The organism is Weizmannia sp. FSL W8-0401, from assembly GCF_038009125.1.
GTDB classification, from domain to species: Bacteria; Bacillota; Bacilli; order Bacillales; family Bacillaceae_C; genus Weizmannia; species Weizmannia coagulans.
In genome coordinates this window covers 1,496,544-1,519,506 of sequence record NZ_JBBPAG010000001.1, presented here as the reverse complement: position 1 = coordinate 1,519,506, position 22,963 = coordinate 1,496,544, and the positions used below count along the sequence as shown (strand labels likewise).

The 22,963-nt window shown below is 49.0% G+C and carries 23 protein-coding genes and 2 pseudogenes; 6 read left to right on the top strand and 19 right to left on the bottom strand.

Annotation, left to right across the window (positions count from 1 at the left end):
* Nucleotides 1–10: 10 nt before the first annotated feature.
* The 7 genes and pseudogenes from ppdK to NSU00_RS07170 all read right to left on the bottom strand — a co-directional run bounded on the left by ppdK (nucleotide 11) and on the right by NSU00_RS07170 (nucleotide 10,609).
* On the bottom strand, nucleotides 11–2,686 hold the full coding sequence (ppdK, locus tag NSU00_RS07200) for a pyruvate, phosphate dikinase (protein ID WP_340702605.1): 2,676 nt from the start codon (nucleotides 2,684–2,686) through the stop codon (nucleotides 11–13).
* Nucleotides 2,683–3,504, bottom strand: a complete 822-nt coding sequence (locus tag NSU00_RS07195) for a pyruvate, water dikinase regulatory protein (protein WP_013859320.1) — start codon at nucleotides 3,502–3,504, stop codon at nucleotides 2,683–2,685. The genes ppdK and NSU00_RS07195 overlap by 4 nt, the downstream gene beginning before the upstream one ends.
* A 187-nt stretch (nucleotides 3,505–3,691) precedes the next feature.
* Nucleotides 3,692–4,537, bottom strand: a pseudogene (locus NSU00_RS07190) (MFS transporter).
* A 112-nt stretch (nucleotides 4,538–4,649) separates the two neighbouring features.
* The gene (locus NSU00_RS07185) at nucleotides 4,650–5,513 is read right to left on the bottom strand and encodes a hypothetical protein (RefSeq protein ID WP_195850344.1); all 864 of its coding nucleotides are present in this window, start codon (nucleotides 5,511–5,513) and stop codon (nucleotides 4,650–4,652) included.
* Nucleotides 5,514–5,522: 9 nt separating this feature from the next.
* Nucleotides 5,523–7,970: a DNA topoisomerase IV subunit A gene (gene parC / locus NSU00_RS07180; RefSeq protein WP_013859317.1), complete on the bottom strand. Its 2,448-nt coding sequence runs from the start codon at nucleotides 7,968–7,970 to the stop codon at nucleotides 5,523–5,525.
* A complete protein-coding gene (gene parE, locus NSU00_RS07175; RefSeq protein ID WP_026104551.1) occupies nucleotides 7,967–9,946 on the bottom strand; it encodes a DNA topoisomerase IV subunit B in 1,980 nt (659 codons plus the stop codon). Before parE ends, parC begins: the two co-directional genes overlap by 4 nt.
* A 249-nt stretch (nucleotides 9,947–10,195) precedes the next feature.
* Nucleotides 10,196–10,609 carry a CoA-binding protein gene (locus NSU00_RS07170; RefSeq protein ID WP_013859315.1) on the bottom strand — a complete coding sequence of 138 codons (414 nt, stop codon included), beginning with the start codon at nucleotides 10,607–10,609 and terminating at the stop codon, nucleotides 10,196–10,198.
* Between the two features lie 178 nt (nucleotides 10,610–10,787).
* Here NSU00_RS07170 and plsY point away from each other — a divergent pair, with 178 nt between their 5' ends.
* On the top strand, nucleotides 10,788–11,387 hold the full coding sequence (plsY, locus tag NSU00_RS07165) for a glycerol-3-phosphate 1-O-acyltransferase PlsY (RefSeq protein WP_029141598.1): 600 nt from the start codon (nucleotides 10,788–10,790) through the stop codon (nucleotides 11,385–11,387).
* A gap of 129 nt (nucleotides 11,388–11,516) precedes the next feature.
* A complete protein-coding gene (locus tag NSU00_RS07160) occupies nucleotides 11,517–11,810 on the top strand; it encodes a HesB/YadR/YfhF family protein (RefSeq protein ID WP_013859313.1) in 294 nt (97 codons plus the stop codon).
* A gap of 50 nt (nucleotides 11,811–11,860) precedes the next feature.
* Here NSU00_RS07160 and NSU00_RS07155 read toward each other — a convergent pair whose 3' ends face one another.
* From NSU00_RS07155 to acnA, 6 genes and pseudogenes are all read right to left on the bottom strand, one after another.
* The gene (locus NSU00_RS07155) at nucleotides 11,861–12,163 is read right to left on the bottom strand and encodes a hypothetical protein (RefSeq protein WP_013859312.1); all 303 of its coding nucleotides are present in this window, start codon (nucleotides 12,161–12,163) and stop codon (nucleotides 11,861–11,863) included.
* A gap of 15 nt (nucleotides 12,164–12,178) precedes the next feature.
* Nucleotides 12,179–12,598: an acyl-CoA thioesterase gene (locus NSU00_RS07150; protein ID WP_013859311.1), complete on the bottom strand. Its 420-nt coding sequence runs from the start codon at nucleotides 12,596–12,598 to the stop codon at nucleotides 12,179–12,181.
* A 210-nt stretch (nucleotides 12,599–12,808) separates the two neighbouring features.
* Nucleotides 12,809–13,038, bottom strand: a pseudogene (tlp, locus tag NSU00_RS07145) (small acid-soluble spore protein Tlp).
* A gap of 27 nt (nucleotides 13,039–13,065) precedes the next feature.
* Nucleotides 13,066–13,209 carry an acid-soluble spore protein N gene (locus NSU00_RS07140; RefSeq protein WP_013859309.1) on the bottom strand — a complete coding sequence of 48 codons (144 nt, stop codon included), beginning with the start codon at nucleotides 13,207–13,209 and terminating at the stop codon, nucleotides 13,066–13,068.
* A 66-nt stretch (nucleotides 13,210–13,275) separates the two neighbouring features.
* Nucleotides 13,276–13,410, bottom strand: a complete 135-nt coding sequence (locus tag NSU00_RS07135; protein WP_013859308.1) for an FbpB family small basic protein — start codon at nucleotides 13,408–13,410, stop codon at nucleotides 13,276–13,278.
* Nucleotides 13,411–13,518: 108 nt separating this feature from the next.
* The gene (acnA, locus tag NSU00_RS07130) at nucleotides 13,519–16,254 is read right to left on the bottom strand and encodes an aconitate hydratase AcnA (protein WP_013859307.1); all 2,736 of its coding nucleotides are present in this window, start codon (nucleotides 16,252–16,254) and stop codon (nucleotides 13,519–13,521) included.
* Between the two features lie 244 nt (nucleotides 16,255–16,498).
* Here acnA and sspO point away from each other — a divergent pair, with 244 nt between their 5' ends.
* Nucleotides 16,499–16,648 carry a small acid-soluble spore protein O gene (gene sspO, locus NSU00_RS07125; RefSeq protein WP_013859306.1) on the top strand — a complete coding sequence of 50 codons (150 nt, stop codon included), beginning with the start codon at nucleotides 16,499–16,501 and terminating at the stop codon, nucleotides 16,646–16,648.
* Between the two features lie 84 nt (nucleotides 16,649–16,732).
* Here sspO and NSU00_RS07120 read toward each other — a convergent pair whose 3' ends face one another.
* Both NSU00_RS07120 and NSU00_RS07115 read right to left on the bottom strand, forming a co-directional pair.
* Nucleotides 16,733–17,977: an aminopeptidase gene (locus tag NSU00_RS07120; RefSeq protein WP_029141600.1), complete on the bottom strand. Its 1,245-nt coding sequence runs from the start codon at nucleotides 17,975–17,977 to the stop codon at nucleotides 16,733–16,735.
* 124 nt (nucleotides 17,978–18,101) lie between these two features.
* The gene (locus NSU00_RS07115) at nucleotides 18,102–18,359 is read right to left on the bottom strand and encodes a hypothetical protein (RefSeq protein ID WP_061566580.1); all 258 of its coding nucleotides are present in this window, start codon (nucleotides 18,357–18,359) and stop codon (nucleotides 18,102–18,104) included.
* 98 nt (nucleotides 18,360–18,457) lie between these two features.
* Here NSU00_RS07115 and NSU00_RS07110 point away from each other — a divergent pair, with 98 nt between their 5' ends.
* On the top strand, nucleotides 18,458–18,604 hold the full coding sequence (locus NSU00_RS07110) for a small acid-soluble spore protein P (protein ID WP_013859302.1): 147 nt from the start codon (nucleotides 18,458–18,460) through the stop codon (nucleotides 18,602–18,604).
* 177 nt (nucleotides 18,605–18,781) lie between these two features.
* Entirely contained in the window at nucleotides 18,782–19,033 is a 252-nt protein-coding gene (locus NSU00_RS07105) for a GlsB/YeaQ/YmgE family stress response membrane protein (RefSeq protein WP_013859301.1), read from the top strand.
* 32 nt (nucleotides 19,034–19,065) lie between these two features.
* Here the strand turns inward: NSU00_RS07105 and NSU00_RS07100 are convergent, their stop codons facing one another.
* The 4 genes from NSU00_RS07100 to NSU00_RS07085 form a co-directional block, all read right to left on the bottom strand.
* Entirely contained in the window at nucleotides 19,066–19,674 is a 609-nt protein-coding gene (locus tag NSU00_RS07100; RefSeq protein WP_340703568.1) for a lytic transglycosylase domain-containing protein, read from the bottom strand.
* A 104-nt stretch (nucleotides 19,675–19,778) separates the two neighbouring features.
* Entirely contained in the window at nucleotides 19,779–21,398 is a 1,620-nt protein-coding gene (locus tag NSU00_RS07095) for a long-chain fatty acid--CoA ligase (RefSeq protein ID WP_340703567.1), read from the bottom strand.
* A gap of 41 nt (nucleotides 21,399–21,439) precedes the next feature.
* Nucleotides 21,440–22,120, bottom strand: a complete 681-nt coding sequence (locus NSU00_RS07090) for an LrgB family protein (protein WP_195850334.1) — start codon at nucleotides 22,118–22,120, stop codon at nucleotides 21,440–21,442.
* Nucleotides 22,089–22,484: a CidA/LrgA family protein gene (locus NSU00_RS07085; protein ID WP_041819658.1), complete on the bottom strand. Its 396-nt coding sequence runs from the start codon at nucleotides 22,482–22,484 to the stop codon at nucleotides 22,089–22,091. The genes NSU00_RS07090 and NSU00_RS07085 overlap by 32 nt, the downstream gene beginning before the upstream one ends.
* Nucleotides 22,485–22,656: 172 nt before the next feature.
* Here NSU00_RS07085 and NSU00_RS07080 point away from each other — a divergent pair, with 172 nt between their 5' ends.
* Nucleotides 22,657–22,932, top strand: coding sequence for an alpha/beta-type small acid-soluble spore protein (locus tag NSU00_RS07080; RefSeq protein ID WP_013859296.1), 276 nt, complete (start codon nucleotides 22,657–22,659; stop codon nucleotides 22,930–22,932).
* Nucleotides 22,933–22,963: the final 31 nt, after the last annotated feature.

The window sequence follows — 22,963 nt, the reverse complement described above, 5'->3', positions numbered from 1 at the left end:
AAAAAATGATTTATTTTGCAGCGACTGTCACTTTACCGGTGTCTTCTTTTTTGTTCCGGATGGTGGCCTGTGCAGCGGCGAGCCTTGCGAGCGGTACGCGGTAAGGCGAGCAGCTGACGTAGTTCAGGCCCGTTTTGTAGCAGAATTCGATCGAGCTTTTTTCACCGCCGTGTTCGCCGCAAATGCCGGTTTTCAAGCCCGGTTTTGTCTGGCGGCCGAGTTTGACGCCGGTTTCGACAAGTTTGCCGACGCCTTCCTGGTCAAGGACGGCAAACGGATTTTCCGGCAGCACTTTTTGCTCGATATACTGCTGCAAAAATTTTCCTTCCGCATCGTCGCGGCTGAAGCCGAATGTCGTTTGCGTTAAGTCATTCGTGCCAAACGAGAAGAAATCGGCTTCTTCTGCAATTTGGTCTGCGGTAAGGGCGGCGCGCGGTATTTCGATCATCGTGCCGACTGTATAATCGAATTTCAAGCCCTTTTCCTCCATGACCTGATTCGCCATATCCGTCACGAGCGCGCGCATCCGTTTCAGCTCATTCACATGGCCGACAAGCGGAATCATAATTTCCGGCTGGACTTTTATTCCCTTTTGCAGGACGGCAGCGGCAGCGTAAAAAATTGCTTTGACCTGCATTTCGTAGATTTCAGGGAAAATCATGCCGAGCCGGCAGCCGCGGTGGCCGAGCATCGGATTGAATTCAGCAAGATGCTGGACTTTTTTCAGCAAGTATTCTTTTTCTTCCAGTTCTTTTGAGCCTGGTGCCGTAAGCTGCAGTTTTGTTACTTCTACTAGCAGTTCTTCCTTATCCGGCAAAAATTCGTGCATTGGCGGATCGAGCAGGCGGATCGTCACCGGATGGCCGGCCATTTCCTCAAAGATGCCTTCAAAATCGCCCTGCTGCATCGGAAGCAGTTTATCCAAAGCTTTTTCGCGCTCTTCCAAAGTCTCGGCGAGGATCATTTCCTGAACGATCGGCACGCGCTTAATGTCCATAAACATATGCTCCGTCCGGCAAAGGCCGATGCCGTCTGCACCGAATTCGAGCGATTTTTTCGCGTCCGCCGGGTTGTCGGCATTGGCGCGCACGCCGAGATCGCGCACCTCATCCGCCCATTCAAGCAGCGTTTTGAATTCGCCGGAAAGCTCAGGGTCGATCATCGGGACTTCGCCGAGCATCACTTCACCTGTCGAACCGTCGATCGTGATGACATCCCCGTAACGGACAACCGTATCGCCGACCGTAAATTGTTCCGCTTTCAAATCAATTTTCAAAGATTCGCAGCCGCAGATGCATGCTTTCCCCATCCCGCGCGCGACAACCGCCGCATGGCTCGTCATCCCGCCGCGGCTTGTCACAACCGCCTGGGATGCAATAATGCCGTGAATATCATCCGGTGTCGTTTCGGGGCGGACTAAAATCACTTTTTTCCCTTCCTTGCCGAGCCGTTCCGCTTCATCAGCATCAAATACAACGGCGCCGGTTGCAGCTCCCGGGGATGCCGGCAGCCCTTTTGCAAGATGGTTTTTGGCCGCGACATCATCAATACGGCGGTGCAGGAGCTGATTCAACTGTTCCGGATCAACCCTTAAAAGCGCTGTCTTTTTATCGAGAATGCCTTCTTTCACCATTTCAACGGCTATGCGGATTGCAGCCTGCGCCGTCCGTTTGCCGTTCCGGGTTTGCAAAAGGTACAGTTTGCCGCGTTCCACCGTAAATTCAATGTCCTGCATGTCTTTGTAGTGTTCTTCCAGTAATTTGCTTGTTTTTACAAACTGGCGGTACACTTCCGGCATGTCTTTTGCCAGCACCTGGATCGGCTGCGGGGTGCGGATGCCGGCGACGACATCCTCGCCTTGGGCATTGATTAAATATTCGCCGTACAGCACGCGTTCGCCTGTTGACGGGTTCCGTGTAAAAGCGACGCCGGTTCCGGAATCATCCCCCATATTTCCGAATACCATGCTTTGGATATTGACGGCGGTCCCGAGATGGTCCGGAATTTTATTCAGGCGGCGGTATACAATGGCACGCTGGTTATTCCACGAATCGAAAACGGCATTTACGGCAAGGTACAGTTGCGTTTTCGGGTCTTGCGGGAAATCCTGTTTCGTATGTTTTTTAACGATTTTTTTATAGCCGGCTATGATGTCTTTCCAGTCTTCCGCAGTCATTTCCGGATCAGCTGTATACCCTTTTTGTTCCCGGGTTTGTTCAAGCAAGTGTTCGAAATGGTATACATCAATGCCGAGCACCACGTCAGAAAACATTTGGATAAACCGGCGGTACGAATCGTAAGCAAAGCGCGGATTGCCGGTCAGTCCTGCGACAGCTTCCACGGTCTCGTCGTTCATGCCGAGGTTCAGTACCGTATCCATCATCCCTGGCATCGAAAACACAGAGCCGGAGCGGACGGAGACGAGCAGCGGGTTCTCCTTGCCGCCCAGTTTTTTGCCGGTTTTTTCTTCCAGTGTCAAAAGCGCTTCTTCAATTTGCGTTTCGACTGTGCTCGAAATTTTTTTGCCGTTTGCATAATAGTCATTGCATGCCTCGGTTGTAATTGTGAAACCGAACGGCACCGGCAGGCCGATGTTTGTCATTTCCGCTAGATTGGCCCCTTTGCCGCCGAGCAGGTCGCGCATATGGCTGTTGCCTTCGTTGAACAAGTAGACAAATTTTGTCATTTGAGCAGCTCCTCCCTGTTTTTGAACATTTCAATAATAAGGCTTGCTGTTTCCTCCACCGCTTTATTCGAAACATCAATGACCGGGCATCTGAGTCTCCGCATGATGTTCTCCGCGTAAACGAGTTCTTCATAAATCCGTTCAAAGCTCGCATAATTGGCGTCCGATTTTAAACCCATTGCCCTGATCCGTTCTTTCCGGATTTCATTCAGTTTCTCGGGCGAAATCATCAGCCCGATGCACTTTTCCCGCGGGATGGAAAACAATTCATCAGGCGGCGCGATTTCCGGCACGATCGGGACATTCGCCACTTTAAAGCTGTGGTGCGCCAAATACATGGACAACGGCGTTTTCGACGTCCGGGAGACGCCGAGCAGGACAATGTCCGCTTTTTTCAGCCCGGTTGGATCGCGCCCGTCATCATATTTCACGGCAAATTCAATGGCTTCGATTTTTTTAAAGTATTCCTGATCCAGCTTGCGCATTAATTTCGGGCGATGGTACGGCTCCTTGTGAAACTTTTTCATAAAAGCTTCCATCAACGGATTCATCAGGTCGACCGCAATAACCCCCTCTTCGCCGGCGCGGCGGTCAATGTATGCTTTCAAAGGGGTAACGACAATCGTGTAAGCAATGATGGCATTTTGTTTTTTTGCCGCCTCAATTACCGGTTCGATATCGTCTGTTTCTTCCACATGCGGGTGCCGCCTGATTTCAATGTGGCCGCCGTTAAACTGCGCAGCAACCGCTTTTACAACAAATTCAGCCGTTTCTCCGACCGAGTCCGAGATGATATGCACTATTTCTTTTTGTTCCATGTATCGTTCCCATCCTTTTCGAACCGGAAAATGGCTCCGTATGTATGTGGTTTCTTTTCACTGCCCCTCCCGTATGCCACCAGTATATGCACTGTTTGACAAATGTGTTATACTTTTCGTTCATTAGTATAACACATTTAAAAGGATACGTGAACCATTTTACCGGTTTTTTTAAAAATTTTTATTATCATTCAAACGGGCAGCTGCTGTGCGCCGTTTCCCGGATCATCACCGTCCCGAGCACGCCAAAAAGCGAAAAGAACGCCGGGATTAAAAAGCCGTAATGGTAACCGGCCGCATCAGCAGCATTGAAATGGTCCAGCACTTTCCCAAACAAGCTCGGCAAGAGCACCGCGCTTAAAAAGCCGCCGGTATTGGCAAATCCGGAAACCGATCCGACTTCCCTCACGTCAAAGGAGTGGCGGACTTTCGCATGCGCATGTGCTCCCCCTTCCCGTTTTTGCGGCAGCCGGATAAGCACGGCATTACAGCATCACCGTACTTGCAAGCAGCAGGATGCCGGTTACAAAAAACGGCAGGCGCCATCCTGAAGCTGATATTCAGGCTGTCAGCGGAACGGTTGCGAGCAAAGAACCCACGCTTCCGCCCATGCCGGCATAACCGATCAGCCCGACAAACTCTTTCGCATAAAACCACTGGCTTAAGATCAGGACAAGATTAATCAAATGGCCGCATCCCCCATGCCGGCGAGCACCCGGGATATGAGCAGGCACGCTTCATTCGGCGAGATGCTGTATAAGAACGTGCCGATGCCGCTAAATAAAGTGCCTGTAACCAGAAAAATATTCGGCCCGAACCGGTCGGAAAACATCCCAATCGGAATTTGCAGCCCCGCATAAGCGAGAAACTGCACACCTGTCAACAAACCGATGACGGACGCTGTCAAATGAAACTCGCTCATCAGTTTATCCGGAATCAAGCCCGGTGCCGTTCGCTGGCTGACAATCACCATATAGGAAAACAGCACCGCGAAAAAAACAATCCATCTGTACTTGCTTTTTTGTCTGTCCAATCTGCTCTACCCCTGTTTTATTTGTAATTTATTACTATTATAATCTATTTTTGCGCAAAAACATTTTCAATTTTCAAATCCGCATAAAAAAACTCCCAGCGCGGGAGTTTTTTTATGCATTTGCCGGCTGCCATTTGGCACGGACCAGGATCCATTTGCCGTCTTCAAAATACCATGTTGCCTTGACATCGCCCAGTTTATCTGCATGATAGGCGCCGCTTATTTGCTGGTAACCTTCGAGCCCGCATCCTTTTTTGCCTTTTATTTTCACCGGTTTGTAAACCGCCACCGGATCGATCATCAGTTCAAACGGCTCATTGAGCATTCCATCCTTTTGGTAAATGCCGAGCCGGATATAATCTTTTTTCCGTTTTCTTAAATCAATCAGGAATGTTTCGTTCGTATTTTCAATGTTAAGCCTTGCCGACAGGGCATTTTCAAATTTGCCGCTAAGCTTTAACACGGGCGGCATCGGCAAATATTTTAAAATGCCGCCTTTCAGCGTATCGAGGCGGTACTGGTTTATGCCCCCGCTTCCGCCGCTATTGCTTGATCCGAGCATGTCCTTTACACCGTCATGGTTGAGGTCTTTGAACCGGATTTCCGGTTCATACCCGGGCTCATACGGCAGTTTATATTTCTTTCCTTCCGACGCGGCAATCCGCGCCCAAATCTTTTTCATATACGGGCTGCCAGCAGCAAACGGGATGCCTTCCAGTATAATCGCATCCTTTTTTCCGTCCCCGGTTACATCCGCCTCATACCGGTGAATCACCATTTTGCCGGCTTTCGTCTTCCCGCCCGCGTCCGCGATCACAACCGTGCCGGCTGCCATAAACCATAATGCGAGCAGTGCAAGCATGTATTCTTTTTTCATCTTCTCACCCCGCATCCGTTTTCCTTTAGGATACGCCGCAAGAATAGAATTATGTAAAACTTGCCTGAAGATGGAAAAAGTGTTTGCCGAAAACGGCAAACACTTTTTTCAATCGTTTTCTTCCGCGGCAGCCTCTTCCGGTTCCTGCTTCCATACTTCTGCCACTGTCCCGTTTTCTTCTTCATCAATGGCAAATGAGCCATTTGAATAACGGTCATGGTCGCGCAAGTCATGGAGTGGAATGTCTTCCTGATGCCCTTTTTCCGTTACGACCGAGACGGTTTCCCCATTGCCTGCAATCACGGCCCCGGCGATCCGGTGCGGATGGGCTTTTAATTCGCGCAGCATGAGGACGCCGCGTTTGGCCCGGCTTGTTTTGTCAAATTCGGACACTTTCATCTTCTTGACGGCGCCTCTTTGGGTCGCAATGAAAACTTTATCTTTTTCCGGATCTTCAATGATTTTCCCGCTAACGAGCCGGTCGCCTTCTTTCAGGTTCATGCCTTTTACCCCTGCTGCCCGCTGGCCGACAACGCTGATTTCCGCTTCATCAAACCGGAGCCCGTAACCGAGGCGGGAAGCGAGGAAGACTTCTTTCGAGCCGTCTGTCAGGTGGACATCGACCACTTCATCATCGCCCTTTAAGTTTATTGCGACAAGGGCTTTCGAATAGCGCTGTGCCTGGTACTGCTGCAATTCCGTTTTCTTCGCCATGCCGTTTTTCGTAAAAAACAAAATAAACTGCGGCTGGTTGAAATCTTCAATCGGGAGCACTTTGATGATGCTTTCATCGCGCTCAAGCGCCACAAGATTGGAAACATGCTGCCCGAGATCTTTCCAGCGGATATCCGGCAGTTCATGGACCGGCAAATAGATATAGCTCCCTTTATTTGTGAAAAGCAGCACCGTCTGGACGGTATTGAGCTGCCGTTTAAAGAGCAGGCGGTCGCTGTCTTTAATAGCAAGGTCCCGGCCGTTTGAAGCGGTGTAAGAACGGATGCTTGTCCGTTTAATATAACCATCTTTCGTAATGGTGACCATCACATCTTCATTCGGGATCATTGCTTCCAGATTGATTTTTAGTTCCTGTATTTCCGCTTCAATCGTTGTCCTTCTGTTATCGGCGTATTTTTTCCGGATTTCTCTCAGTTCTTTTTTGATTACCGTGAACAGTTTTTTCTCGCTGGATAAAATCGCGAGATAGGTCTCAATTTTTTTCTCAAGGTCTTCCGCTTCATTCTGCAGCGTCGTAATATCCGTATTGGTCAGGCGGTAGAGCTGGAGCGTGACGATCGCTTCAGCCTGGGGCTCGGTAAAATCAAACTTTGCGATTAAGTTCGCTTTGGCATCTTTTTTATCTTTGGATGCCCGAATCGCCGCAATGACTTTATCGAGAATGGAAAGTGCCTTCATCAGGCCGTCGACAATATGCTTGCGGTCACGTGCTTTTTTGAGATCGAATGCCGTCCTTCTTGTGACCACTTCTTTCTGGTGTTCAATATAAGCATCAAGCAATTCGCGGAGTCCCATCAGCTGCGGGCGGCGGTTATGGATGGCCACCATATTGAAATTGTAGGAAACCTGGAGATCGGTGTTTTTAAATAAATAATTCAGGACGCTGTCTGCATCCGCATCTTTTTTCAGTTCGATCACAATCCGGAGCCCGGTCCGGTCGGTTTCATCACGGACTTCGGAAATGCCTTCCACTTTCCGGTCAATCCGGAGCTCGTCGATTTTTTTGACAAGATTGGCTTTATTGACTTCATAAGGAATCTCTGCGATGACAATCTGCTTCCGCCCGCCGCGGATCTCTTCAATCGATGTCCTGCCTCTTACGACCATTTTGCCTTTGCCAGTTTCATATGCTTTTTTAATCCCGTCAATTCCCTGGACAATGCCGCCTGTTGGAAAATCAGGGCCTTTTATGACCGCCATCAGGTCGTCCACCGTGCAATCCGGGTTTTCCATCCGCATGATGGCCCCGTCAATGATCTCCCCGAGGTGGTGCGGCGGAATTTCGGTTGCATATCCGGCCGAGATGCCGGTCGAGCCGTTCACCAGCAGGTTGGGAAACCGGGCGGGCAGCACAACCGGCTCATTTGCGGTATCATCGAAATTCGGGATAAATTTAACCGTTTCTTTATCAATATCATGAAGGAGTTCGGATGCAATCGGGGCGAGCCTTGCTTCCGTATACCGCATGGCCGCGGCCGGGTCGCCGTCAATGCTCCCGTTATTGCCGTGCATCTCGATGAGCACATTTCGCAGCTTCCAGTCCTGGCTCATCCGCACCATCGCTTCATAAACGGAAGAATCCCCGTGCGGATGGTAGTTGCCGATGACGTTGCCGACCGTTTTTGCCGATTTCCGGAAATGCTTGTCAGCGGTGTTCCCCTCTACATGCATCGCATACAGAATCCGCCGCTGCACCGGCTTCAGGCCGTCCCGCGCATCCGGAAGGGCACGATCCTGGATAATATATTTGCTGTACCGGCCGAAGCGGTCGCCCAGCACCTCTTCCAAAGGCAAATCTTGAAAACGTTCAGCCGTCTTCATCCGTTCATGTCCCCTTCCTCAATCATCAAATTCTCATTGTCTAAAATATTGGTATCGTCTTCAAGACCGAATTCCACATGATTTTCAATCCATTGCCGGCGCGGTTCGACCTTATCGCCCATGAGCGTGGTCACCCGCCGTTCGGCACGGGCCGCATCATCAATGCGGACACGGATCAAAGTCCGCGTTTCCGGATTCATCGTCGTTTCCCAAAGCTGGTCGGCATTCATTTCGCCGAGCCCTTTGTAACGCTGCAGGATATAGCCGCGTCCGACTTTTTTGATCGTTTCATCCAATTCTTTTTCGGTCCACGCATATTCCACGATTTCTTTCCTGCCGGTGCCTTTGCTGACTTTATAAAGCGGCGGCAGCGCGATGTAAACTTTTCCCGCTTCGATCAAAGGCCGCATATAGCGGTAAAAGAACGTGAGAAGCAGCACCTGGATGTGGGCACCGTCCGTGTCGGCATCGGTCATGATAATGACTTTGTCGTAATTGACGTCTTCCAAATTGAATTCAGGGCCGACACCGGCACCGATCGTATAAATAATGGTATTGATTTCTTCATTTTTAAAAATATCCGCAAGCTTTGCTTTTTCCGTGTTGATGACTTTTCCGCGCAGCGGCAAAACAGCCTGGAATTTCCGGTCGCGCCCCTGTTTCGCAGAACCGCCCGCCGAATCCCCTTCAACCAGATACAATTCATTCCGCTGCGGATTGCGGCTTTGCGCCGGCGTCAGCTTTCCGGATAAAGTCGTTTCCGATTTCTTCCGTTTTTTGCCGCTTCTGGCTTCTTCCCGCGCTTTCCTCGCTGCTTCCCTTGCCTGCGACGCCTTGATGGCTTTCCGGATCAAAAGATTGCTTGTATCCGGGTTTTCTTCAAGAAAATAAGACAGGTGCTCCGAAACAATCGTATCAACTGCAGAGCGGGCTTCGCTTGTGCCAAGTTTTCCTTTCGTCTGCCCTTCAAATTGGAGCAGCTCTTCCGGAATGCGGACGGAAATAATGGCGGACAGCCCTTCGCGGATATCCGTCCCTTCGAGGTTTTTATCTTTTTCTTTTAACAGTCCGGTTTTTCTTGCATAATCGTTCACGACGCGCGTCAAGGCCGTTTTTGCCCCAGCCTCGTGCGTGCCGCCGTCTTTCGTGCGCACGTTGTTCACGAAGGATAAAATGTTTTCCGAAAAGCCGTCGTTAAACTGAAAGGCAAATTCCGCTTCGATTCCGTTTGTTTCCCCTTCGATAAACACAACCGGATGGAGCACTTCTTTTCCTTCGTTCAAGTACTGGACAAAGGCTTCAATGCCGTTTTCGTAGTGGAACAGATCATGCCGCCCGAAACGTTCATCGGTGATTTCAATTTTTAACCCTTTTAAAAGAAAGGCCGATTCGCGCAACCGTTCGCATAATGTATCGTAATTAAAAGTGATGGTGCTGAAAATGGACGGGTCGGGTTTAAAGTGTATCGTTGTGCCGGTCTTATTGGTTTTCCCGGTTTTCTCAAGCGTTGTTTCCGGTTTGCCGCCGTCACGGAAACGCTGTTCATACACATAACCGTCGCGGTGTATCGTAACAACCAGCCATTCCGACAGGGCATTCACGACGGACGCGCCTACACCGTGCAGGCCGCCGCTCGTTTTATAGCCGCCCTGCCCGAACTTTCCGCCGGCGTGCAAAATCGTCAAGATCACTTCCGTTGTCGGTTTGCCGAGCTTGTGCATCCCGACCGGCATGCCGCGCCCAAAATCCTGGACGCTGATGCTGTTATCTTTGTGAATGTTGACGATGATATGGTTTCCGTACCCAGACAGCGCCTCATCCACCGCATTGTCGACGATTTCATAGACAAGATGGTGCAAACCGCGCGCATCGGTCGACCCGATGTACATGCCCGGTCTTTTCCTTACTGCCTCCAGCCCTTCCAGCACCTGGATCGCATCATCGTTATATTCCAATATATTTTGTTTCTTCGCCACATCTATTCCCCTTTCAATTGCAAAGCACGTGCATCCGCCGTTCATAGGAACAAATATTCGTTCTCATTATAACATCATTTGCCGTTTTTATCATACTCATTTTATCGATAAAACGGAATTTGTAAAGGGTATGCGGAAATAACGCAGGGGCAAAGCAACGGTTATGGAACTTCTCCGGCAAACGGCCGCTTGATTGGGCAAATATAAAGAAAGCAAGCGCCCTTTAAGCTGGCGCCTGCATGAAAAAGCCTATTTTGTCAGGGCATGTTCCACTTTAATGCAGCGGTTCATCACTACCGTATAGCCTTTTTCTTTTAAAAACCGGTACGCTTCTTCGTTTTCGATGCCAAGTTGCGCCCAGAAAACATCCGCATCGATTTCATCAAACTCCCGTGCCAGCTCCGGCAAATATTCGGGCCGCCTGAAAATATCGACAATGTCCACATGGCCTTCGATATCTTTTAAAGACGGAACAGCCTTTTCCCCGAGAATTTCCGTTGCTTTCGGATTGACCGGAATAATCTCATAACCGGCATCCTGCATGGCTTTGGCTACCATATAAGATGTTTTTTCCGGGTTATTGCTCAATCCTACCACTGCAATCCGTTTTGCTTTTTGTAAAATTTCCCTGATTTCTTCCCTGCTCGGATTTTCTATTGCCATTTGATCAACCCCTCTCCTTTCTTGTACTTTCGCCAGTCCGGTCCCATCTTAAACATTCGCTTGATCTTTTCTAATTCCTGCCTGGCGCGAAAATCTGCACGGAATCGACAAAAAATATTCCTCTTTCCTTTAAGAACATGCTACAATAAGCATAGATTTTTTCCAAGGAGTTTTGCACATGACTATTGCCCTGATGGTCCTTTTGGCTTACCTGCTCGGCTCAATCCCGACAGGCCTGATCGTTGGTAAGCTTTTTTACGGGATAGACATCCGCGAGCACGGCAGCGGGAATCTCGGCGCGACCAATACGTTCCGTGTTCTCGGGTTCAAAGCCGGCAGTGTCGTAACAGTGGTGGATATTCTGAAAGGGACAGTCGCCACTTTATTGCCCCACTTTTTTGGCCTGGAGCATACGGTTCACCCGCTTTTAATCGGGCTGATTGCGGTGATCGGCCATATGCTTCCGGTATTTGCCAAATTTAAAGGCGGCAAAGCTGTGGCCACTTCTGCAGGCGTTGTCCTTGCCTACCAATGGCCCTTGTTTGTTATGGTGATTATCGTCTTTTTGGTTACTTTAAAAATAAGCAAATATGTTTCGCTTTCTTCCATCATGGCGGCTTTTTTTGGCATCCTGTATACGCTCATTTATATGATCGTGACGCATGACTGGCCGCTGTTTGTCATCGTTCTGGCGCTCGCCTCTTTCATTATTTACCGCCATAAAGCCAATATTAAGCGGATTAAAAATAAGACCGAGCCGAAAGTCAAATGGATGTAAGGCAGCCATTTTTTCTAAAACCGGATATTTCCTGCAAACCCGGAACCGGTCCAGAGGCAAAAGGTTAGGGGAAAAGCGTGCTTTGGTCTATAATGAAAATGCAAAAGGCAGTTGGAAGGAAGTGGCGGCATGAAAATTCACATTACAGATGAGGCGGTAAACTGGTTTAAAAGGGAACTGGAACTGGATGACGGCGAATCCGTCCGCTTTTTTGCCAAATATGGCGGTTCCACGCCTATCCAGCACGGATTTTCACTTGGCGTTCAAAAGGACATTCCCGACGATCCGGCGGCGGCCGTTGAACGGAACGGCAATGCCTTTTTCATTGAAAGCACGGACGAATGGTATTTTGACGGCCATGATTTGTATATCGGGTACGACCCGGAACGGGATGAACCGGTATACGAATATAAAAAAGGTTAAAACCGGGATCATCCGGCAGCTGCTCTTTTGCTGCCAGTGATGCCGGTTTTTTATTTTAAAAATTTTTTTGCTTCCGCAAGGCGCCCTTCTTTTTGCAAAATCTCCCGCTGTTTTTGGCCAAGCAGGTCAAAATGGCTGTAACCGTCTTTGCGGACATGGATCCATTCTTTTTTCAGCTGGTAGCGCGCTCCCCATGCAGCGAGTTTCTCAAGATCTTTACAGCCGACTTTTGTGACCGATTTTGCGCTGGGGAAACGGTCGTCCAGCCAAAAATGCGTTAAAAACGCAATTTCCCCGTGGTCAATCGCCGCTTTCCACGCTTTGACCTGGTTGCGGTGTATGCCAAAAGCCAAAATTCATCCCCCGCTTTATGATTTTTTTGCTTTTTCATATGCTTCATGCCATTTTGGGTAGAGGCGGCGGAACGCAACCGGGCGGAAACTGTCTTTTTTTACGCAGACATGCGTTGAACTCGCGGCCACGGCAAGGTCGCCGGTTTCTGTGTAAACCTCATAGCCGTACTTTACGCGCAGCCCGTCATATGCATCGACCCATGTCTTTACGGTCACCGTTTCCCCGTAACGGGCCGGTTTTTTGTATGAAATTTGAATATCGATGACCGGCGACAAAATCCCGTCTTTTTCCATATCTGCATAGCGGAAGCCAAGGTCTTCGATTAATTTCGTCCGCCCCACTTCCATCCAGACAAGATAATTAGCATGGTACACAACCCCCATTTGGTCTGTTTCCGCATATCGCACTTTGATTTCTGCTTCTGATACAAACATCCCGGACACCTCTTTCATATGTACAGTCAACATCTTTATTTTAGCATAAAGAAAATTCCCCCTCCTAAAAGGATGCCTGATACAGGGCCGGGAAAAGGTTCGCATGCACGCATGGCCGCAGCAAAAAGGGAGAAAAAACGGCCTTTCCGAGAGGGAAAAGGCGTGGTTCCAAAGAAACGCTGCTGTTTTCCGTCGAAAGGCCGTTTTCGTTTATTGCTGCTGTTTGTATGCGGCTTCGTCTTTTACCTCGGTTCTCATCGCTTCGAGGCTTTCACGGCGCCGCTCATTTTTTCCTTTATTTGTTGGATTTGCGTTTCATCACTTGTAACAGCAAGCGATTCTTCCGCGCTTTCCATGTTTTCGATCGTATTGTGGATCTTGTTTTGCAGTTTTTCCACATTATCGCTGCGGTCGTCCGGTTTCGGCCGGTTATGCGCCATTGTGTTCTCCTCCTTCGGCTGTTGAAGCTACTCCCCTTTTGTCTGTATCACCTGTGCATGCTGTCCCGAACGGTCCTGCATCTTCTTCCCCTTATTGCCGGAAAATCCGCGCGGCTGCGTGCCAAGATGATCGGGAACGAAATATTTGCTTTTCTTGTTTGGATTGCTCATCACATCTCCCCCCTCCTCATACATTTTCCCCCGGAGGAAAGCGGATTATGATCCACAAACAGTGGCTTATTCTGCTAATTTCATCTCGTGTTTCCGGTCCAGCCGTTCTTCTATCCGCATCAGCGCATCCCTGTCGCGCAACAGTTCCTGTTTATTTTCGGCAACAAGATCCGAAAAGGTCTTTTTATGGGTTTTTCTCATATTTGCCCACTCCTTACAAGTATTTTTACTTAGTATGGGCAATTATGGGAAAAATTATAAATTTGGTTCAAAAAAAAGCTGCGGCTTCTGCCGCAGCTTTTTTAAACATTATGATTTTGATTGCACTTCATTTTTGGACTGCTGCAGTTTTTCGCGCAGCACCATTTGCAGGATGCCGCCGTGGCGGTAATAGTCAATTTCTACGTCGGAATCGAACCGGACAAGCGCTTCAAATTCCGTTTTCTTCCCGTTTTCGTCAGTTGCCGTAACCTTTACCCAGTCATGCGGTTTAACATTTTCGTCAATATGGACATCAAATGTTTCTTTGCCAGTTAAGCCGAGCGTGTCGGCATTTTCGCCTTTTTTGAACTGCAGCGGCAGCACGCCCATGAGAACGAGGTTGGAACGGTGGATCCGTTCAAAGCTTTCCGCAATCACGGTTTTAATGCCGAGCAGGTATGTGCCTTTTGCCGCCCAGTCGCGCGATGAGCCCATGCCGTAATCTTTGCCGGCGAGAACCACAAGGCCGGTGCCGTTTTCTTTATAACGCATGGCAGCATCATAAATCGACGTCACTTCATTCGTCGGCCAGTAAGTCGTATAGCCGCCTTCCGTACCCGGTGCAATCTGGTTGCGGATGCGGATGTTGGCGAATGTTCCGCGCATCATGACTTCATGGTTGCCGCGGCGGGAACCATAAGAGTTAAAGTCACGCGGTTCGACTCCTTTTGACAACAGATATTTTCCGGCAGGTGTGTCTTTACCGATCGCACCCGCAGGCGAGATATGGTCGGTTGTCACCGAATCGCCGAATTTGCCGATGACACGCATGCCTGAAAGCGGCTGTACTTCGCCCGGTTCAGGCGAGAGATTTTCAAAGAACGGCGGATTTTGGATGTAAGTCGATTCCGCATCCCATGTATACAGCGGTTCGTCGCTCGTTTCGATCGCATTCCACCGTTCATTGTCGGTAAAGACGTTTTCATATTGTTTGCGGAACAGTTCCGGCGTGACGACTTTTTGGACATTTTCTTTGATTTCATCCGCTTGCGGCCAAATATCCTTCAGGTAGACGTCTTGGCCGTTTTTGTCTTTGCCGATCGGGTCATGGTTTAAATCGATATTCACCGTTCCTGCGAGCGCATAAGCAACCACAAGCGGCGGCGAAGCCAGATAGTTGGCTTTAACAAGCGGATGGATCCGGCCTTCAAAGTTCCGGTTCCCGGAAAGGACACTCGTTACGAGCAGATCATTGTCCATGATGGTTTTTTCAATTTCTTCCTTCAACGGGCCGGAGTTACCGATACAGGTCGTGCAGCCGTAACCGACCAGGTTAAAGCCGAGCTGTTCGAGGTACGGCATTAAACCGGCGTCTTTTAGGTAGCCGGTCACGACTTTTGATCCCGGCGCGAGCGAAGTTTTCACATATTTCGGCACTTCCAGCCCTTTTTCAACCGCTTTTTTCGCAAGCAGGCCGGCCCCGAGCATAACGTAAGGGTTTGAAGTGTTTGTGCAGCTTGTAATCGCTGCAATGGCGACTGCGCCGGTTTTTATCACGGCTGTTTCGCCGTTGTTAAAATGGATAACAGCCTCTTTATCGAGCTCTTTTTCATCCAGTCCGAAACCCTGGTTGCCGGCAGGCGCCGTAATCGCTTTTTGGAAAGCGGACTGCATTTGCGATAACGGAATCAAATCCTGCGGGCGTTTCGGGCCGGAAAGGTTGGCTTCAATTTCAGAAAGGTTCAGTTCAAGCACATCCGTATAAACCGGGTCTTCTTTGTCCGGCGTAAAGAACATGCCGTTTTCTTTCAAGTAAGTTTCCACAACTTTTACATGTTCTTCGCTGCGGCCGGTTAAGCGCAAATAGGCAAGCGACTCATCATCAACCGGGAAGAAACCGCAAGTTGCCCCGTATTCAGGCGCCATATTTGCAATGGTCGCACGGTCTGCAAGCGGCAGCGTCGAGACGCCCGGGCCAAAGAATTCGACAAATTTGCCGACCACGCCTTTTTGGCGCAAAAGCTGGGTGACTTTTAACGCAAGGTCGGTTGCGGTTGCCCCGTTCGGAAGCGATCCGGTCAGTTTTACGCCGATGACTTCCGGAATTGGGAAATACGAAGGCTGTCCGAGCATGCCGGCTTCCGCTTCAATGCCGCCGACACCCCATCCGAGCACACCGAGGCCGTTGACCATTGTCGTATGGGAGTCGGTCCCGACGAGGGTATCCGGATACGTTTCATATTCGCCGTTTTCCAGTTCTTTTTCATGGACGACACTTGCCAGATACTCAAGGTTTACCTGGTGGACAATCCCCGTTGCAGGCGGAACGGCACGGTAATTGTCAAACGCTTTTTGTGCCCAGTTTAAAAATTTATAGCGTTCGGCATTGCGTTTGAATTCAAAATCCATATTCACCTGAAGGGCATCCGGCGCGCCGTATTTGTCAACCTGAACCGAGTGGTCGATCACAAGGTCAACCGGCACTTCCGGATTGATTTTATCCGCGTTTCCGCCCAAATCAGCCATCGCTTTGCGGAGGGAAGCAAGATCAACAACAACCGGGACACCGGTAAAATCCTGCAAAATAACGCGCGACGGTTTAAACGGGACTTCTTTGTCCTTTACTTCATCCGATCCCCATTTCGCCAAGTCTTCAACATGTTCTTTCGTAATCGCGCGGCCGTCCATTTGGCGGAGCACCGATTCAAGCAGCACTTTAATCGAATAAGGCAGGCGCGCAACATTGGCGACTCCTGCGTCCTCTAGCGCTGTCAGGCGGTAATAGTGATAGCGTTTCCCATTTACTTCAAAAACGGTACGCGCTTTAAAGACATCATTGGACATGTCTTTTCCCCCTTTGTCATGATTCGTATTTTCATCAATTAAAAGATTAACAGAATGATTCGTAAAAAACGCCCCACAGCTTCATCATATTACAATAAATGACATAAGTAAATAACAATAATATTATTGTCCGTGATAAGTTTTAATTATATCGCCTGCCATTTGGTTTGCAAAAAATTTATCGACAAGGTATGATTTTCCCTTTATTCAACATACTGAAACTGTGGCCAGGGAGGTGAGCCTTGTGACAAGACAAAAAGCAAACCATATCCGGCCGGGCATGAATGCGGCAAAAGCGCAAGGGAAAGGCGCCGGATACAATGAAGAATTTTCAAACGAGCCTTTAACGGAAAAAGAAAGGCAGTTTAACAAAAAACGCAAGAAAAACCAGTAGCATGGCAAAGAAATCAGCTTGACAAGCTGATTTCTTTGTTTTGTCCATTGAGAATTTTTATCAATATAATATTGATGTTTTTCTTTAGATGGCCCAGTCCCCATTGCGGAAAACCGGAACAACGGTTCCATCCTGTTTGATGCCGTCAATATTCATATCAGCAGAGCCGATCATAAAGTCAACGTGGACATTGGAGACGTTCATGCCGTGTTTTAACAGTTCTTCTTCGCTCATTTTCGTGCCGCCCTGGATCGTTGTCGGATAGGCTGCGCCAATGGCCAGGTGGTTTGAGGCATTCTCGTCAAACAATGTATTGAAAAATGTAATGCCGGACTGGGAAATCGGCGACGGATCCGGTACAAGCGCAACTTCCCCGAGCCCTGTTGCACCTTCGTTTTCAAATACGAGTTTTTTGATCGCTTCTTCGCCTTTTTCAGCAGAAATATCGACAATTTTCCCGTCTTTGAAATGGACAACAATGCCTTCGATTAAAGTGCCTGCATAACTTAAAGGTTTTGTGCTGCGCACGACGCCTTCCATCCTGTGCGTATCCGGTGCAGTAAACACTTCCTCTGTCGGCATATTAGCAATGAATTCTTCGCCTTTCGGGTTCACGCTGCCCGCACTGGCCCAAATATGGTTTTTTGGAAGGCCGAGTGTAAGGTCCGTCCCCGGCGCCGTATAATGAAGGGCATCGAATTGAATGCCGTTTAGCTTCGCCGCTTTTTCATTTAACTTCTGTTTATGTTGTTCCCAGGCGGCAACCGGGTCGTCCGCGTAGACACGGCATGTTTTAAAAATCTGGTCCCAAAGCGCATCGACCTGTGCTTCTTCGGTTTCTAAATCCGAAAATACTGCTTTTGCCCATCCGGCCCCCGCCGCTGCAGCAACCGTCCATTTGATATCGTCATTTTGCGTTGCAACCCGCTGCGCTTTGAAAGCTTTCGCCGCTGTATTTTGATAAGCGGCCACTTTGTGCGGATCGACCTCATTGAGCAGGCCGGGGTCGCTAGAAAGAATAGACAGCCGGCTCACTTTATGGTTAAGCACATGGTCTTCCGTCTCGGCAATTTTGTAATCCGGAATATGCGTCAGCACTTCCTGCGGCTGGTTCAGGTAATGCTGTTTTGTAATTTCATCATCCGACCATTCGACGATTACTTTTTCCGCTCCCAGTGCATACGCTTCTTTTACGACAAGGCGCGCAAGTTTTGCCTGGTCGACTGCAATATATACTTTTACCCAGTCGCCCTGTTTCACATTGATGCCTTTTGCCACGAGCAATTTCGCATATTTTTGTAAATTCTGTTCAAAATTTGGCAAAGCCATTTTGATTCCCTCCTGTTCATTGCTTTTCATTATGTATAAACCTTCCCGTCGCAGGCCTGATACAATTCTATATTATACCAGATCCGGGCGCAGATGAAAAAAAGCAGGGATCTTTCTCCCCGCTTTAATGCAAACCTGTATGTTTTACGATTTTATCCAAATCGCGCCGGAACTGTTCCAATTGCACCCGTTGCGTTTCGCTCGCCACTTCGAGCGCATTTTCGATCTCCTGGTACGTTTCGTTGATTTCTTCTTTCAAATGGGCGAGCTGGTGCCCGGCATCTTCACTGCCCATGTCCAAATTCTGCAGGATGTCTTCCGCCAGGGCCATGTGCTGCCCGGCCGCTTGAAACGCCTGCTGTTTGTCTTTATGGTAAGGCATTGTCATCTCTCCTTCAAAAGATAGTATGTTCAATTTTTTTCATGATATGCTGTATAACCGCTTTGCAAAAAGCAAATTGTATAGTTGGAGGGATGAAAATGGTGAATAAAAACGACGGAAATGATATCCGCAGAAACCAGCCAAAAACAAACAACAGCGGGCAGCCGGAACCGTTAAGCGGCTCAAAAAAGGTTAAAAACCGGAACCATTCAAGGCAAAAGCACAATCCCGGGCATGATATGTAAACTTTAAACCAAAGGATTGCCGGCTTTCCCCTTTCCCCTGAAAAGTTCCACATATTTGTCTTTTTAGATGTTTTGGAATATTACTGCCCATGTTTAGCCCGGTACAAAAAAGGCAATAAGTACAACGAGTTCGATAAAACAAGATATGAAACTTAAGTTAACAGGAGGAATGTGAAAATGTCGTTTATTCTATATTTGATCGTAGGCGGGATTATTGGATGGCTTGCAGGATTGATCATGGGACGGGACATCCCGGGCGGTATCATCGGGAACATTATTGCCGGGATTGTCGGTGCATGGCTTGGCGGCGCGATTTTCGGAAACTGGGGGCCGCATATCGCAGGGATGGCGATCATACCGGCTTTAATCGGGGCGATCATTCTCGTCTTTGTATTAAGCTTTATTTTAAGAATAGCAAGAAAAGCATAACAGTAAAAAAGGGCGGCCGGAACCGCCCTTTTTTATTTGCTTGCTTTTTCTAAACCTTCTTTTTGATAAAGGCGTACATAGTACATCACTTCGGACACGTATTTGCGGCTGTGATTATACGCAAAAACCGCTTTTTGAATCTGCCCGTTTGCTGCCCCGTTTTTCGACAAATAATTTGCCGCGCTGAAAATCGCGTCTTTATCGTTAAACGGGTCTGCTTTCCCGTCCCCGTCCGCATCGACGCCGTATCCTCCGTATTTTTTTATGACAGCTGGGTCCGTTTCTTCCCTTTCCGGGATGTCTCCTTTTCCAAGGCCGCTGCATGACGGGTGCTTCCAGCCGACAAATGTGCACGGCATAAATTGCATCGGGCCTTGGGCCCCGGTCGGCGAGACCATCGGCTTCATCGTTGAAAACCTGGTTTCCACCCGGTGATGGGCGGCAAGCACATACCAAGGAACCCCGTATTTTTTCTCTGCTTCCAGATAAATGGGCAAGTATTTTTCAGGGATTTGGGGATTCGTTTTTTTCTGGATGTTCTCTTCGAAAATAAAATAGGCGCTTAACACGATGACCGGAATAAGCAGGACGATCCACGTTTTACCCCGGTTCCGCTTCTTTTTCTTCCATGTTTTGGGCATTTCCATTTGAATCCTTTCGTCATTCCGTTAAAACCTCTCCCCTTTATATTATCGAATGAAAAAGCCGAAATCCATAGGAAGATTCCGGCTTTTTCCCACATGCATTACTGCACGCCTGCATAATGGTCCTGCAGCTGTTCTCGCAATGCCCGTTTTAAAAACTTGCCGACGGACGTTTTCGGGATTTCTTTCATAAACAAAATGTCGTCCGGGACCCACCATGAGGCAAATTGGGTTTTTAAATAATCTTTTAGTTCCGCGGCCGTGATTTTGTTTTCATATCCGCTTTTTAAAACCACACAGCCGAGCGGGCGTTCCTGCCATTTCGGGTGGGGAACGGCAATGACGGCTGCTTCAAAGACCGCTTCATGCGACATGAGAGCGTTTTCAATTTCCACAGAAGAAATCCATTCGCCGCCGCTTTTAATCAGATCTTTTGTCCGGTCGGTAATCTTTAGGTACCCATCCTGGTCCACGACCGCAATATCCCCGGTATACAGCCAGCCGTCCCTGAATGCTTCCTGCGTACGCTCGTCATTGTAATATTCATCCGCAATCCACGGCCCTCTTACGATCAGTTCTCCCATTGTTTTTCCGTCCCATGGCACTTCCCCGTTCTCATTGACGACTTTTACCTCAACACCGGGAACAGGCAGCCCGGTTTTTCCTCTCACATCCACAATTTCGTCCACGGTAAATGAGTCCATACTGCTTTTTAACGTGGCCAGCGAAACAACCGGGGTCGTTTCCGTCATCCCGTAGCCGGTCATAAACGGCACTTTGTACGTTTCCTCGTAAGCACGGATCAATCCCTTAGGCGATGCCGCACCCCCGCTTACGATCAGGCGGAGGCTGCTGATATCATACGGCTTTTCCTGCAGCACTTTCAGCATGCCGATCCAAATCGTCGGGACGCCTGCTGTCATCGTGACTTTTTCTTTTTCAATGAGCTGTGCGAGAATTTCCGGTGTAAAAGAAGGCCCCGGCAGCACCTGGGTTGCCCCGAACCAGGTGGCTGCATAGGGAAGGCCCCAGGCATTGACATGAAACATCGGAACGACCGTCATGGCGACGTCGCGTTCCTGAACGCTGAGCTGGTCACTAAGCCCGAGCGCCATGCTGTGCAAATAAAGGCCGCGGTGGGAATAGACAACCCCTTTCGGATAGCCGGTCGTTGCCGACGTGTAGCACATCGCGGCTGGCGCATGTTCATCAAGGTCGTGTAAAAACGGATAACGCTCATCGCCTTCTTCCAGGATGGCTTCATAAGAGGAGACAGGAAACAAGGTAGTTTCCGGAATCGCCTTCTCATCGCTCATAATGATAAAATGCTCGACCGTTTTCAGGCGATCCCGGATTTTTTCAATCACCGGAACGAGATCTACATCAATAAGCAAAATTTTATCTTCCGCATGGTTAATGACATGGGTGAGGTGGTCTTCTGACAAACGGATGTTAACCATATGAAGGACAGCCCCACGGCATGGCACGGCAAAATAGGCCTCTAAATGGCGGTGGTGGTTCCATGCAAACGTACCAACCCGGTCTCCTTTTTTCATCCCGAGTTTTTCCAGCGCACTGGCAAGCCGGCGTGTCCGTTTTGCAATTTCACGATACGGAATCCGCTGAATCCCGGTGTGTGTCCGTGAAATAACATATTTTTCGGGAAAATAGCGTTCAGCCCTCTCGATCATAGTAGAAAGCAGAAGCGGCGTCTTCATCATCAGTATCTACCCCTTTAGCTGTAATATATATTTATCCCGGTTTAGAACAACCATGGCAGGATAAAAGAAGTTAAAATGGCGGCCATCCCCATTGCCACCCCTGATACGGCACCTTGCAGCTCCCCTTCCTTCACGGCTTCCCCCGTTCCGATCCCATGGGAAATCGTGCCGAGCGCAAGGCCCCGCGATACCGGGTCGTGGACGCGCGCCAAAGATAAGAGCTTCAGGCCGAACATGGCGCCGATCATCCCGGTAATCATCACAAACCCGGCGACCAGCACCTCATTGCCGCCGATGATTTTTGCTACCTCGCTTGCAACCGGCACGGTGACGGATTTCACGGCAAGGGAAGCAAAAATATTGTGCGACAGCTGAAAAACTTTGGCCAGGGCGAGGGCGGTCCCGACAGTCAGCATGCTGCCTGAAAGAATGCCGCCGACAACCGGCAGAAAATAGCGCGCAAGAATCGCCCTGTTTTTATAAAGCGGCACAGCCAACGCAACGGTGGCCGGGCCGAGAAAATAGGTCATGACCCCTTTTGCGGGAAGATACGCTTTATAGGATATATGGCTTGAGGCCAATAGCACGATCAATACCACCGTACTGAAAAATACAGGCGTTGTGAACGGGGAAGGAAACCTTCTCGATAACCGCAACGACAGCAGGTAAACGAAAACGGTGATGAAAATGCTATAAAGTGTCACGGCGTAACTGCTGCTCATGGCTTGCCTCACGCCCCCTTGCCAAAAGCTGGGCGGACATCCCCGTCCCTACAATGCCGGCTACCGCGCTGACAGCCAGTATCACGATCAGCACCACGCCATTATGGAGGAAAAATGAACCGAGCGACATCAGCCCGACGGAAATCGGAATAAAAAAGAAGGATAAATGTTTTAAAATCCATGTTGCGCCCGTATCGATCCACTGCAGTTTCAAAATGCCCGTGATCAATAAAAGAAACAGCACCAACATGCCAAATACATTCCCCGGTACCGGCAAATGCAGGATTTTGACTGCTTCCAGCCCGATTTCGTAAATGACCCAGAGCAACCCGATCTGCAATGCACCAATTACTGCTTTTTTCACGTTGCATACTCCCTTTTTATTTGCTGTATTATTACAGTTCTTATTATACAAATATTCCATACAGATTTTAAATATCCTGTATGATTTTTTCAAAAAAAACATTTTTCGTTTTTTCTCCCCGGCGCATAAAGGCAGCTGGCCATCCGCATCCTATTAAGGGGAGGGAATCCGCATGCCAAAACGAAAAAGAAAACCGCTTATCGCAGAATCAAGAAGCGCGCTTGACCGGTTCAAAACCGAAGTGATGGCCAAAGAAGGATATCGTACCGATACGGACCACCCGGACGATATCAAATACGAGGTGGCCAGTGAACGCGGCATTCCGCTTCAAAAAGGCTATAACGGCAAACTGACGGCTGAACAGGCCGGGAAAGTCGGCGGGCCGATCGGCGGAAACATGGTGAAAGAACTGGTCCGGATAGCCCAGGAACAATTAAAGAAAAAATAAAACGGGCAGAGAATTTCCCTGCCCGTTTGTT